The organism is candidate division WOR-1 bacterium RIFOXYB2_FULL_36_35 (assembly GCA_001771505.1).
Classification (GTDB): Bacteria; Margulisbacteria; WOR-1; order XYC2-FULL-46-14; family XYC2-FULL-37-10; genus XYB2-FULL-36-35.
In genome coordinates this window covers 1-13,256 of sequence record MEUA01000023.1, presented here as the reverse complement: position 1 = coordinate 13,256, position 13,256 = coordinate 1, and the positions used below count along the sequence as shown (strand labels likewise).

The following is a 13,256-nucleotide window of genomic DNA, read 5'->3' as shown; positions in this document are numbered from 1 at the left end:
ACAATAGCTTCAAGTTTTGGCAGTGTTTTTAAATCTTCCAAAAACTTTGTTGTTATCACTTTTTATCTAACCCCTTATCCGGAATAATCGCTCTACTTTTACCCAAAATTGCGACTTTTTTAGATTTTATGTCAATTACTATGGAATCGCCAGTCACTTCACTTAATTCTCTTGTTAATTTGCTATTATCAACTAAAACAATCTTTTGGTCGAATATATTGTACTTAGCCTGGTTTGATGTCGCTTTAAAATCCTTATATTTAATTATAACATTATCAATTAAATAAAGATTCTTCTCTTTTTGATTGTAAATAGCTTTTCCCGTTGAACCTTTAATTTCATCTATTTTAAAGGTTACTTTTCCAGAAGCTATTATTAGATCTTTATTTCTGTCCATTAAAAATTTATCCGCTTCTATTGTTGAAATGTTAGAGTTTACAATATTTATTACAGGGTTACCTGATATTTCAATTTTCTCCATAGAGGTGTCACCTTTTAATCTTTGCGCGTGACCGCTTATTTCTCCTTTTTTAATCCATAAGCCTTTATCACAAACTATAGCTTTGTTTTTTATACTCCAAACAAGTTTTTGGGCCTTAAATATAAAGCCTTTGTCCTTTTTGTCATTGGAAGAAGGAAACTGGAAATAATTACCATTCTTGTTTTGCAAAGAGGCGATCACTGAGCTGTTTTTTGATTTTGAGTCATAACCAATCGGGTTTATGAGAGTTATTTCTCTTTCATTCATTTTCCATACAGCATATGGCGCAACAAACATTAAAGTCGGCTTTTTATCCCTGAAAAATGTCCCTTCTGTTTCTTCAAGAGAAGCGATTCCCGTTGTTTTGTTAATGCTGCTTGTCTTAGCTTTTATTTCCCAATATTTAATGCCATTTATCGTCTCCTGAAAAGCAACCCCTTTATAAAAAAGATCTAACTTACCTTTCTGTTCATCTAAGGTTGATTGAATCATATCTGTGACATCCTTTTTAGGAACATATAATGCCCATACAAATAAAAGCAGAATAAACAATACAAATATAAAAAATGATATTTTTTTTAATAGTTCCATATCTTTTTCAAAAAGATAAAACCCATGATTGGTTCTTATCTTTATTTTAATATCCTAAAGCTCTAAGTCTTACAGCTTCAGACGCTTCCTTAAATCCTCCCCAAGAATCGCCTTTTTTATAATATGCCTGAGAAAGCAAAAGATGTACTGCCGCAACATCATAATCTATAGCTATCGCTTTTTTTATGTTTTGTATCGCCTCGTCTATTTTATTTATTTCGCCATAGATTAAACCGATATAACTGTAAGCCCATATATTTTTAGGATCAAGTTCTATTACTTTTTTAAACTCTTTTATAGCTTCTTCTTTTTTACCATTAAAATAAAGGGCAAAAGCATAGCGAAAATGTATTTTCCAGTTTTCAGGGTCGTTTTGAGTTTTTTCTTTATATGTTTTCCATCCTGCCTCTTTAAATGACGGATCTATCTTATCTGCTTTTTTGAGCAATTCCCAACCTTCTTCTATTTTATTTGAATAAGCATAAGTAATTGCAAGATCAAATTGTGAATTTGCATCATCTTCTTTTAATGCAATCTTTTTAGTTTCTATCTCTTTTTCTAAGTCTTTTGATATTCTCCACGCAAAAACCTGGGTGGAGGCAATTAATATAGCAATAAAAACAAATATTATCTTTTTCACTTTAAATTCTCCTTATTCCCAAGAATCAATATTAACCCCGATTGTTTACGGTGAAAACAGAAATCAACCCTGATTATCATAATCGGGGTTAATTGCCAGCTGTTGATTTTATTTTTTCTACGATATTTGTCGTCGACTTGCCTTCAACAGGCGGAATTACTATAATTTCCCCGCCAAACTTTTTGACAATATCTCTTTCAGGCAGTTCGGATATTTTATAATCTCCACCCTTAACATGAAAAGCTGGTTTTACTATTTTTATTAAATTATCGGGCCTGTTTTCATTAAACACCACCACATAATCAACACTTTCTAAAGAAGCTAAAATCTCAGCCCTTTCGTGCTCAGGTAGGTAAGGACGGGGAAACCCTTTTAGTTTTTTTACGGAAGCATCACTGTTTAACCCGACAATTAAAACATCACCTAAATTTTTTGCCTCTTTTAAATATCTTACATGTCCAAGATGTAAAATATCAAAACAACCGTTCGTAAATACGATTTTCATGTCTGAAGATCTTAATTGTTTTACTATCTCTTTTAACTCTTCTCTGTTTTTTATCTTTTTTGAAGCCGGATCTTTTTCTACTAGAGAATCTTCCAGCTCTTTATAATAAACCGGTTGAGTCGCGATTTTTGTAACTTTAATTGATCCCGCGTCATTTGCCAAATGCACGGCATCGGAAATTTTCATACCTGACGAAAAAGATAACGCTAACATTGCAATTACGGTATCGCCAGCTCCTGTAATATCAAAAACCTGGCGAGGAATTCCCGGGATGTGAATGGGCTCTTCTTTTTTTCTAAAAAGAGACATCCCTTTTTCACTTCTTGTAATTAAAACAAAAGGGGAGTTTATTGTTTTCAGCAGTTTTTCTCCTGCTTTCAATAAACCTTTTTCACTATTTATTTTGATGTTGGTAGCAGCTTCAGCTTCTTTTAGATTGGGCGTTATTATTGTAGCCCCTTCATATTTTTTATAATCTGTCCCTTTTGGATCTACAAGGACAGGTTTTTTATACTTGTTAGCTGCCCTTATAATTACTTGACAGTTTTCTTTAGATGTTAACCCTTTGCCGTAATCGGAAATTATTACAGCATCAACTTTACGAATCTGGTTAACTGCTCTCAACAATATTTTCTTAGAAAGTTTATGTGAAATAATCTCTTTTAATTCTCTGTCAACTCTAACAATTTGTTGGCCTGAGGCTATAAGCCTAGATTTTAATATTGTCGGGCGTTCAGAATTTTTTATAAGATATTTTTCATTTATCCCCAAAATTTTTAAAGCTTGTACAAGTTTAATTCCTGAACTGTCATTGCCGATTAATCCTACAAGGATAGGGGTTCCCCCAAGAGTTAAAATATTGTTAGCCACATTTCCAGATCCTCCGGGGACATGCGTAATCTTGGAAACGTCAGCAACAACAACAGGGGCTTCAGGGCTTATACGATTAACGTGACTCCATATATGTTCATCAAGCATAAGATCACCAAAGACCAAAACTTTTTTACCTTTTATTTTTTGCAGTTCTTTTTTTAAATGGCTTTCTAACATAGTTAAAGAATATCAGGATGCCAGAACATCAGTCTGATAATCTATTTACCTACCTCCTCTTCGACTAATCCGCAAATTATATGAATTATTGTTATATGTACTTCTTGGACTCTTGGCGTGTTGTTGCTTGGTACAATTATTGAAAGATCTGCCTTTTTTGCAATTAGTCCTCCGTCGCAACCTAACAAAGCGATAGTTTTTAATTCTCTTAATTTCGCGGTTTCAATCGCTTTTAGGATATTTTTAGAATTTCCTGAGGTTGATATTCCGATTAAAATATCACCCTTTTGCCCTAAGCCTTCAACCTGCCTTGAAAAAATATTGTCAAAAGTATAATCATTCCCAATCGCTGTAATAATTGAAGTATCAGTAGTCAAAGCTACCGCAGAGATTGAGCGCCTCTCTTTTTTAAACCGGCTGATCAATTCCGCCGCAAAGTGTTGAGAATCAGAAGCAGATCCTCCATTACCGCAGATCAAAAGTTTATTTCCTGTTTTTATGGCAGTAATTATCAGTTTTACAGCTTCTTCTATTTTTGGGATAATTTTTTCAAATGTGGCCTTTTTAACTTCAATTGACTCTTCTATTTCTAATTTAATTTTATCTCGCATTTTTTTCTCCAAATTTTGCTTCAATTATAACATATTTTATAAACAATAATAAATTACCCATGAGGAACACTTCCCTGTTATAAAAAAACTGACGCTCAAATATTTTGAAAGAAATTAACCCCGATTATTCATAGACGAACAGAATTCTAGTAGAGTGTTGGAAATTTCCCCAGATATGAATGATCGGGGTTAAAAGTAATGATGTTGTAATAAATAAGGAATATTTTTTCAGTCTATATTTGCTCTTTTGAGTATTTTTATCTCTTTTCTCTCATCTTCAGTTATTTGACTGTAATTAAAATCTATTAACTCAAGTATTTTTAATTGTCTTTTTTGTATAATAGTTTTTATGGAAGCATCCTCTTCAAAAATATACCAACAACAGTTTAAAAAATTGTATAAATAAGCATACGAAAAGAATTCAAGAAAATTATGAGATTTATTGTCTCCTATAGATCTATTTCTTAAATGTGACATTAAATGGATAATTCTTTCTGTTAAATATAGAGTTGCAATTTTTTCAGATTGTTTCATTGTTTTTTGTTCCAGACTTTCTTGTGATTCGCCGTCAGTTAGCTCCTGCTGTTGGACATTTGTCTCCTGCCACGGAGTGCTTTTTATTTCCCAACCTCCATTTTCGCCAAAGACTACTTCATTCTCACAGGTTGAAACAATTATTAATGAGTCTTTCATCTTCTCAAAAAACTCTCCAAAAATCGCGGAAGGGTCATACAATTGTCCATTTCCCATCATAGTTAACCCATTTACCGGAAATGCTACATCGGGGTATTGCTTTGCAATGGGGCTTGTTTCTATGTCAGGGACAATTCCCACAAACCTTGTAAACCCTATGAATTTGCAAAAAGCAGTAAAATCTTTAAGATAATTCTGAGAAACATTAAATTTTTTTTCATTTATTTTGCTTGCTTTGCCCATCAAATCTAAGACTTGTCTCGGCACTGCGGTTGAAGGTAGGACAATAATATTGTCAGGATTCTTTGGTGAAGTTGTTGTCGTAAGTAAACTAGTTAGTTCAACTTGCTCATCATAAGATGGATTTATATGAACAAATAATCTATCCGCAGGTTTTCTTGTAAACCTTATTATTCCAGTTTGTGGCGTGGGTACTTTTGTGAATCTAAACTTTACAGCTTGAGTTTGAGTCATTAATTTATTTTCGGATGATTATTTCGGAAATTTCACCCCGATTATTTATAGACGAACAGAATTCTAGAAGAGTGTTGGAAATTTTCCCAGGTATGAACCCCGATTTCCTAGTCGGGGTTCAATTCTTCTGGGATATATAAAAATGTTGCAAAATTTCTCTTAAATGGTATCATTAACCATAAGTTATGGAAAATCCAAAACATTTATTTTTAATTATATTTTTGGTGAGCATAGTGCTGGCTTGTACGATTATTTTTATGGGTTGTAGTACGGGTTGAGGTGTTTTTTTGAGAAAGTGTGCTGAGGTATATTACTCCGGTAGAGTTCATGGTGTCGGTTTTCGTTTTACCGCTCAAAATATTTCTTCAAAATATTCAATCTCAGGACATGTTAAAAATCTGTATGATGGAAGAGTAGAAATAATTGCGGAAGGAGAAAAAAAAGAAGTAGAGTCCTTTCTTGAGGCTGTTTACAAAGCAATGGAACCTAATATCGACAAGTTTTCTATCAATTGGTTTGAATTTAGTGGACGTTTTAATGGTTTTTCTGTTGAATATTAACCCCGATTATTATACAACAGTTCCGTTGTTTTAAGTGTCTATTCCAAAAGTATTTGAATTAAATCCCGCTTCCCAAGATTGGTTAGGGCTTTAATTATCTCTCTTTTGTTTTTTTGTAAATATGGTTGAAGCAGTGCCCTCTGGAAAGTTCTCTCTTCTCCTTTTGGCACATAAACTTGCTTTCCTGTAAAAGGATCAATTCCTGTGTAGTACATGCAGGTTGAAACTGTCATAGGTGTTGGCGTGAAATTTTGAACCTGTTCTATCTTCATATGGTTTTTCTTTAAGAAAAGCGCTAATTTCAATGCGTGTTCAAGTGTTGCCCCGGGATGTGAGGCTATAAAATAAGGTATTAAGTATTGTTTTTTCTCCGATTGTTTTGATATTTTGTCAAATTCTTTTTTAAACGATTCGAATTTTTCTACACCTGGTTTTCCCATTGTCAGCAAAACTTCTTCACAAACATGTTCCGGCGCAACAGAAAGTTGCCCACTTACATGATGCTCTACCAGTTCTTTTATATATTCAGGATCCTGCATTGCAAGATCATAGCGGATCCCTGAGTTTGAAAAGAGATGTTTTACTCCTGGAATATTTCTTACGCTTTTTAATAGGTTAATAAGCGGCTTGTGCGAGTTTTTTAGATGTGGACATATTGCAGGATATATGCAACTTGCACGGGTACAGCCTTCTTTTTTTGAGCACTCCATCATGTACATATTTGCAGTTGGCCCTCCAATATCTAAAATAGTTCCCCTAAAATCTTTTCTCTTCATGATTATGTTTTTTACTTCATCCTCAATGGACTTTTGACTGCGGCTTACAATATACTTTCCCTGATGCTGCGATATCGCGCAAAAAGAACATCCTCCAAAACATCCTCTGTGTGATATTGTTGAAAATTTTACAAAATCCCAGGCTGGTATTTTGTGATCTTTGTAGCTGGGGTGGGCTTCATACATGTAAGGAAGTTTAAAAACAGTTTCTAATTCATGGCTTGTCATAACTTGGGGAGGGAATACTACAAGATATCGTCCTTGACATGGCTGAACTATTATTCTTGGGTATCTCTTTCTTCCTTCCAGATAATAAAGTTTAAAAGCTTCGACATATTTCTTTTTATCGGTAGAAACCTCTTCAAAAGAAGGGAGTATGAGATATTCTTTTAATTGGCTTATATCTTTTAAAATGATTGCGGTATTTGACAAATGTAAGAGTTCAAGATTTTGACCTCTTACGTTTGCAACTTCTACAATTGCATTTTCTCCCATGCCATAAACGATTAAATCAGCTTTTGAATCAAACAGAATTGATCTTCTAACTTTGTTTGACCAATAATCATAATGAGCAAAACGTCTTAAACTTGCTTCAACGCCGCCCAAAATAACCATTGAATCGGGAAATAGTTGTTTTATTTTGTTTGTATAAACAATCGTTGCTCTGTCGGGGCGTTTCCCCCCTTTATTATCCGGTGTATACATGTCTGTTCTACGAATTTTGTTGTCGGCAGTATAATTAGCGACCATCGAATCGAGATTACCAGCGGCAATACCAAAAAAAATACGGGGTTTTCCAAGTTTAAGAAAATCTTTATCCTCTTTCCAATTAGGTTGGGCAATTATTCCTACGGAAAAACCATGAGCCTCCAGGTTTCTTGCAATAACGACAGGTCCAAAACTTGGATGATCGATATAAGCATCTCCTGTTACTATTATTATATCAAGCTGGCCTTTTATTTCTGATTTATCTATGGGCAAAAATGGCATATATTAATAATTATAGCTTATAAACGACTATTTGCGGGAATTTTCTGTCGAATATCAAAAACGTCAAAAATGTTTGACATGATAAAATTGATATATTATTATTATATCAAGAAGGTCGAGCTAATGTTTCGTGTAGCTGTCGGTTTATGATAGCATATCGTCATTAGAGACAAGGTAAAATACCTTGTTTTTGTTTATGTAGAGAGGTGAAAGATGGCTAAGAGTTTGTTCGTAGGGAATTTACCCTGGTCTGTAACTTCAGAGGAGTTAGAGGCTAAGTTTGGTGAGGTTTGCTCTGTTATTAGTGCTAGGGTTGTCTCTCGAGATGGCCGTTCTCGCGGATTTGCTTTTGTTGATGTTAATGATGAAGATATGGACAAAGCAATTCAGGCAATGAATGGTTTTTCTTTGGGTGGTCGTGAAATCACTGTTAACGAAGCACGTCCAAAAGCTGAAAAAATATTTTAACTAGGGTGGATTAATTTTTCACCTAAGCCCTTTCTATGATTAAGTTTGTGGAAAGGGCTTTTGTTTTAAAATAAGAGAGATTTATGCGGCTTTTTTGATCTTGTCGGCTTTTATACACTTTGTACAAACGTACTCAGTACACTTTTTGCCATCCACCATGATTCGAATTTTTTGAAGGTTTGGCAGCCAGCGGCGTTTTGTTTTTTTGTTGCTGTGGCTTACATTTTCGCCGCTCCCAGGTTTTTTTTCGCATATGAAACACTTTTTTGCCATAGTTTCTTTATTTTACTGGAATTGTGATAAAATGTCAATCAAATGAGGGGTCAAGATAGGGATCAAGGTTTCAAAAAAGATATTTCTACTCCGGTACAATATTTAAAGGGTGTAGGACCCCTATTTGCTAAAATACTTTCCAAACTTGGTATTCATACCATCGAAGATTTAATTTATTATTTCCCTCGTGATTATGAAGACAGACGTAATTTTGATTCTATAGCTTCCCTTAAAACCCCAAGCGATAAAGTTTTGATAAATGGGAGGATTATAAATATTGAAAGCCAGAAAAAGCCCGGAAGGATGCAAATTTTAAAAATTACATTGAATGATTCTTCCGGATCCATAAGAATTATTTTTTTTAACCAACCGTTCCTTTTGAAACTCTTTACACAAAACACAAAACTTATAGTTTCAGGCAAGCTTGAATTTAATCAATTTGAAGGTTGTATGCAGGTTTTACCCCATTACTGGGAGCTTGATACGGGAGAACCTTTGTCGATAGTTCCTGTTTATAATTTGACAGAAGGACTTTTTGCAAAGAGTATACGGAAGATTATTAGAACCTCGCTTGATCAGTATCTTGATCAAATAAAAGAACCTTTGCCGGAAGAGATATTAAAAAAAAACAGGCTTATCAGTATATTGGATGCAGTCCAAAATCTCCATTTCCCTCAAGATTTGAGAATAGTTGAAGAGGCAAAAAGGAGAATGATATTTGAGGACTTTTTTGTCTTTCAGATCGGATTGGGCAGTCGAAAAAGAGAGATTAAAACTTTAAATGGAATAAAGTTTGATTCCAATAAAGAACTTTTGTCAGATTTTTCCTTGCCTTTTAAACTGACAAAGGCGCAAGAAAAGGTTTTGGATGAAATCTTGGAAGATATGAGCAAAGATAGACCGATGAATCGCCTGATTCAGGGAGATGTCGGTTCAGGGAAGACGGTTATTGCGGCAATGGCAGCTTATGTAACAATAAAAAACGGTTATCAGGTAGCCATTATGGCTCCTACAGAAATTTTAGCGCAGCAACATTATGAAAAGATCTCAAAATTAATCACGTCACAACGATCATTTTCGATCCAATTGTTAACAGGGTCCACCCAATCCAAAGAAAGAAAAGGCTTGATAGAAGCAGATCTTGTGGTGGGGACTCATGCTTTGATTCAAAAGGAGATTAAATTTAAAAAACTTGGACTGGTTGTAATTGATGAACAGCATCGTTTTGGTGTATTGCAAAGGGCGGAATTGGGAAATAAAGGAATGGCCCAAAATCTTATGTTTGTACATCCCGATCTTCTCTTTATGACTGCGACTCCGATTCCCCGATCACTTGCACTTATACTCTATGGAGATCTTGACCGATCGATTATTGATGAAATGCCGCCCGGAAGACAGCCGGTTAAGACTTACTATGTTTCTAATTCAAAACGTAGAAATTCCTACGAATTTATAAGGACGAAAATCAAAGAGGGGAGGCAGGTTTTTGTTGTTTGTCCTTTGGTGAAAGAGACAGAAAAGAGCGATTTAAAGGCAGCAGTAGAAGAGTCAGAATATTTACAAAGAGATATTTTTCCCGAATTTAAAATAGGTCTTATTCATGGGAAGATGAAACAGAGTGAAAAAGAGCGGATAATGTGGGAGTTTCGTAACAATAAAATTCAACTTCTTGTTTCAACGACTGTTATTGAAGTGGGAATTGATATTCCTAATGCTTCAATAATGGTTATTGAACATTCTGAGAGATTTGGTTTATCCCAACTTCACCAGTTGCGGGGGAGAATAGGAAGAGGGGCACACGAGTCTTTCTGTTTTTTAATGGGGGAGCCAAAGAGTAAAGATGCAAGGATCAGGATAAAGGCGATGATCGATTCCAATGACGGTTTTAAAATTGCTGAAGTTGATTTACGGCTTCGAGGCCCGGGAGATTTTTGTGGGGTAAGACAATCGGGTCTTCCTGAATTTAGAATGGCCGATATTGTAAGAGATGAAAAGATTTTGCATCTTGCGCGCGAGGCTGCGTTTAATTATTTGATTGCAGATCCCCATCTTGAAAAAGCTCCCCAACTAAAGAAGAATCTGGTGGGTAGGTACGGGAGGTTTTTGGGATTCTGACAATATCGGGGTTAATCAATGGGTTTTGAGTAAATAATGTTTAGTTGTTTTGACGAAGGTTTTCTTTCTACTGTTTTTATTACATCGATAGCATTGCGATGCAGAATTTTTTCAAAAAATGAAGGCATATCTCTGGTTCCGCTATTTTCTAAACCTTGAGATATTTTATCAAGAATAGACAGAAGACTCTTTTTCTCTATCCTGTTGGATCTCAAATTTTCAAAAAAAGATTGAACACTATCTGGAAGAAATGAGTTTGAGCCCGCTTCTATTTTTATCTTTTTCCCAACACTTAATTTTATAATTATTTTTATGATTTTTTTGTTTTTATCATAACTGAATTGTGTATTTCCTATTACTAAGGTTTCATCTGGATTATCCTCTAAAAATTCTTTTATACCTTTTAATACTTCTATTTTATCCTTATGATTATATGATGGAAGAGGTGTCCGATCCACTGATATTGGTGCGTATAAGATTTGATTTAGCGTACAACTGCTTATCATGAGAGAATCTCGCCAAGATTTTATAAAAGTTTCACCTTATTTTTTTATTGTATTATAGATACAAGAGGTTTGGACGCGATTTTATCGTTGTAATTTTCTTGTGTTGGAAATGCCCTTTGAATTGTTGCAATAATATCAGGGCTTTGAAATTGAAAATAGTCTTGGGCCATTGCGCGTCTTCTTTGGCAAGCAGGCCCCCCCTTGCGATATTTATCAGGATCTTTGGTAACCTTTGTTGGCCCTATCATATATGCGGCAGTAACAAGTCCCATAGAACCCCACATGTCTATATTTGCAAATTTTTCTGCTGTTAGAATTTCTCCTTCCTCTACATTGAATCTCTTAAAATAATCTAAAATAAGCTTAAATCCTATCATCATGTTTATTTCCGGGTTTTCTAAATCTGCGAAAGTAAGGTTGTTTTTATCTGCTATTTTAGGGTATGTATTTTTAGCTGTAATCAACTCAAGTTGAAAAAGCCCCACTGCATTTATATTTTTCTCATCAGGATCAAACTTGCTTTCATCAAATATGAAACTAAATAGAATACACATTAAACGTGCAATGTTTTCTGACACCTCTTCTAGTTTGCCTTTTTGACTTGCTTCCTTTAAAATATCCACAAGTTCCTGCGGCATCATATCAAAAGCCATTTGAATATATTTTTCAGGAATCCAATATTTTTGGGCAACAAAATGTCCTTCAATAGCAGCTCCCTTTGTATTCCTTTCTAAATCTATGGCGGATGCAATTCCCATTTCTATTGTTCCTGTATAATCATCAGAGCTTTCCATCTCTTCTCTTCTTGAAGCATCTATTTTTATATAATGACAATAGGGATAAAATGGAATATCTTGATCAGGGTGTAATAAATTTAGTCCTTCTTCTGTTTTTTGTCTGTTTTTTTCAGAACAAGCTTCCTCTACTGGTTTTTGCCAGGATAAATGCCAAAAAGTTGGCATATAATGAAAATTTGAATTTTTTAAGCCCGAAATATCTGCCATATAGTATTTATCGTAATAAGAGAGATAAAACTTGAGTAAATTTGTTGCTCTTTTGTGGAAAACTTTGTCGTGAAGTTCATGGAAACTATTATAAAATTAAAAAGCCCAACATTAACCCCGATTAGGAAATCGGGGTTAATACCTAAGGATTTTTCCAACAGCCTACTAGAATTCTGTTTGTACATGAAGGGACTGTTGCATAATGGTCATTCCCGTGAGAACGGGAATCTATTTTTCATAAAACAAGATGGATCCCCGCTTTCGCGGGGATGACAAATTACAAAAACTGTCATTACGCAACAGTCTCATGAATAATCGGGGTTAACCCTGAAGTTTTCAGTCTTTCGCAAGCAACTCCGTCATAAATTTTACAAAAACTATTATCAAACTAAAAAGCCTGTGGAGCGAAAAGAATAAAATTAGGCCAAAGCCGAATATGTTTAAAAATTGAAGCAATATTATCGATCCATACGATTTTTCCGCTATGCTATCGGAAGATATCTCTTTATATTTTTCATCTTTAAGGAACCCTTTGTAAAATTTCTGCGAAGTACCAATCAGTATTACGATAATCAATGATAAAAATTCTACTATTTGAAAAGCAGATGCTTCTCCGTGAATTATCAGAGCCCTTCCTGTATTATCAAGCGCAAAGATTATGAAAAAAAAGACGGTATTTACAAATATAAAAGCGCTTTGAGAGAGGATTAAAAATGTAAAATCAAAATGCCTCTTCTCTTTGAAAAATAAAATTGATAATCTTGCGATATTAAAAAGATAATTGATTATCGCTTCTATAAAAAAACCTAAGAAGACAATGAGCGTTGTCCAGCCGAAAAATAAAACCCCAACAACAAAGAGGAGATTGGTTAATATGATATATGTTTTTGCGGCGTTCTCGTTTTGCATTGGGCTTGATTATACTATATAATATTTTAAAAGTCTTTTTATCATGCGTATAATTTCAGGCTCCAGAAAAGGGCGAAAATTAAAAGTTCCAAAAACCGACTTGAGACCTCTTTCCGATCAAGCCAAAGAATCTCTTTTTAACATATTAGCTTCTGATATTCCGGATAGCGACTTCTTAGACCTTTTTGCAGGAAGCGGATCTGTTGGGATTGAGGCATTGTCCCGAGAGGCGAGACTTTCTATTTTTGTAGAAAAAGATCGGAAAGCTGTTTCTGTTATACGGGAAAACCTCGAAGATCTTGGGCTTTCTGACAGGGCGGAGGTCTTTGCTATAGATGTCTTCCAGGCCCTTAAGATTCTTTATAAAAAGCAGGCAAAGTTTGATATAATATTTCTTGGAGCGCCTTATGGCAGTCTATTTTTGTTGAAATCGCTCCAATTTCTGGGTGAGTTTAACTTGTTAAAACCAAAGGGGATTATAATTGCTGAACACAGGGCCAAAAGCAGTCTTGATGGTACAATAGGGTATCTGGATAAGTTAAGAGAACATAAATGCGGAGATACACTCTTTTCTTTTTATAAAGGGAGTTTTGATGAAAAAAGCGGTATA

13 protein-coding genes are annotated in these 13,256 nt (G+C 34.6%); 4 read left to right on the top strand and 9 right to left on the bottom strand.

The features are described from left to right. Positions 1-55: 55 nt before the first annotated feature. The 5 genes from A2290_03080 to A2290_03060 all read right to left on the bottom strand — a co-directional run bounded on the left by A2290_03080 (position 56) and on the right by A2290_03060 (position 5,045). The gene (locus A2290_03080) at positions 56-1,072 is read right to left on the bottom strand and encodes a hypothetical protein (GenBank protein ID OGC15240.1); all 1,017 of its coding nucleotides are present in this window, start codon (positions 1,070-1,072) and stop codon (positions 56-58) included. Between the two features lie 46 nt (positions 1,073-1,118). Next, entirely contained in the window at positions 1,119-1,712 is a 594-nt protein-coding gene (locus A2290_03075) for a hypothetical protein (protein OGC15239.1), read from the bottom strand. Positions 1,713-1,800: 88 nt separating this feature from the next. Beyond that, positions 1,801-3,267, bottom strand: a complete 1,467-nt coding sequence (locus A2290_03070) for a hypothetical protein (protein OGC15238.1) — start codon at positions 3,265-3,267, stop codon at positions 1,801-1,803. A 41-nt stretch (positions 3,268-3,308) separates the two neighbouring features. Continuing rightward, positions 3,309-3,866: a phosphoheptose isomerase gene (locus A2290_03065; protein ID OGC15287.1), complete on the bottom strand. Its 558-nt coding sequence runs from the start codon at positions 3,864-3,866 to the stop codon at positions 3,309-3,311. 240 nt (positions 3,867-4,106) lie between these two features. Beyond that, the gene (locus tag A2290_03060; protein ID OGC15237.1) at positions 4,107-5,045 is read right to left on the bottom strand and encodes a hypothetical protein; all 939 of its coding nucleotides are present in this window, start codon (positions 5,043-5,045) and stop codon (positions 4,107-4,109) included. A gap of 287 nt (positions 5,046-5,332) precedes the next feature. Here A2290_03060 and A2290_03055 point away from each other — a divergent pair, with 287 nt between their 5' ends. Next, the gene (locus A2290_03055; protein OGC15236.1) at positions 5,333-5,605 is read left to right on the top strand and encodes a hypothetical protein; all 273 of its coding nucleotides are present in this window, start codon (positions 5,333-5,335) and stop codon (positions 5,603-5,605) included. A 38-nt stretch (positions 5,606-5,643) separates the two neighbouring features. Here the strand turns inward: A2290_03055 and A2290_03050 are convergent, their stop codons facing one another. Next, positions 5,644-7,371 carry a YgiQ family radical SAM protein gene (locus tag A2290_03050; protein OGC15235.1) on the bottom strand — a complete coding sequence of 576 codons (1,728 nt, stop codon included), beginning with the start codon at positions 7,369-7,371 and terminating at the stop codon, positions 5,644-5,646. Between the two features lie 213 nt (positions 7,372-7,584). Here A2290_03050 and A2290_03045 point away from each other — a divergent pair, with 213 nt between their 5' ends. After that, positions 7,585-7,839 carry an RNA-binding protein gene (locus tag A2290_03045; protein OGC15234.1) on the top strand — a complete coding sequence of 85 codons (255 nt, stop codon included), beginning with the start codon at positions 7,585-7,587 and terminating at the stop codon, positions 7,837-7,839. A 315-nt stretch (positions 7,840-8,154) separates the two neighbouring features. After that, positions 8,155-10,227, top strand: coding sequence for an ATP-dependent DNA helicase RecG (locus A2290_03040; protein OGC15233.1), 2,073 nt, complete (start codon positions 8,155-8,157; stop codon positions 10,225-10,227). Between the two features lie 11 nt (positions 10,228-10,238). Here A2290_03040 and A2290_03035 read toward each other — a convergent pair whose 3' ends face one another. From A2290_03035 to A2290_03025, 3 genes are all read right to left on the bottom strand, one after another. Then, entirely contained in the window at positions 10,239-10,733 is a 495-nt protein-coding gene (locus tag A2290_03035; GenBank protein OGC15232.1) for a hypothetical protein, read from the bottom strand. Between the two features lie 44 nt (positions 10,734-10,777). Next, on the bottom strand, positions 10,778-11,737 hold the full coding sequence (locus A2290_03030) for a hypothetical protein (GenBank protein ID OGC15231.1): 960 nt from the start codon (positions 11,735-11,737) through the stop codon (positions 10,778-10,780). A gap of 336 nt (positions 11,738-12,073) precedes the next feature. Beyond that, a complete protein-coding gene (locus A2290_03025) occupies positions 12,074-12,646 on the bottom strand; it encodes a hypothetical protein (protein OGC15230.1) in 573 nt (190 codons plus the stop codon). Between the two features lie 43 nt (positions 12,647-12,689). Here A2290_03025 and A2290_03020 point away from each other — a divergent pair. Further along, positions 12,690-13,256 (top strand): 16S rRNA (guanine(966)-N(2))-methyltransferase RsmD (locus A2290_03020; protein OGC15229.1); only part of this gene is annotated, 567 nt, incomplete at its 3' end.

Bases quoted from the DNA above. Each gene is read 5' to 3' on its own strand.
- A2290_03040 (OGC15233.1), top strand. From the start codon at position 8,155: ATGAGGGGTCAAGATAGGGATCAAGGTTTCAAAAAAGATATTTCTACT.
- A2290_03045 (OGC15234.1), top strand. From the start codon at position 7,585: ATGGCTAAGAGTTTGTTCGTAGGGAATTTACCCTGGTCTGTAACTTCA.
- A2290_03030 (OGC15231.1), bottom strand. From the start codon at position 11,737: ATGGCAGATATTTCGGGCTTAAAAAATTCAAATTTTCATTATATGCCA.
- A2290_03025 (OGC15230.1), bottom strand. From the start codon at position 12,646: ATGCAAAACGAGAACGCCGCAAAAACATATATCATATTAACCAATCTC.
- A2290_03035 (OGC15232.1), bottom strand. From the start codon at position 10,733: ATGATAAGCAGTTGTACGCTAAATCAAATCTTATACGCACCAATATCA.
- A2290_03050 (OGC15235.1), bottom strand. From the start codon at position 7,371: ATGCCATTTTTGCCCATAGATAAATCAGAAATAAAAGGCCAGCTTGAT.
- A2290_03060 (OGC15237.1), bottom strand. From the start codon at position 5,045: ATGACTCAAACTCAAGCTGTAAAGTTTAGATTCACAAAAGTACCCACG.
- A2290_03070 (OGC15238.1), bottom strand. From the start codon at position 3,267: ATGTTAGAAAGCCATTTAAAAAAAGAACTGCAAAAAATAAAAGGTAAA.
- A2290_03080 (OGC15240.1), bottom strand. From the start codon at position 1,072: ATGGAACTATTAAAAAAAATATCATTTTTTATATTTGTATTGTTTATT.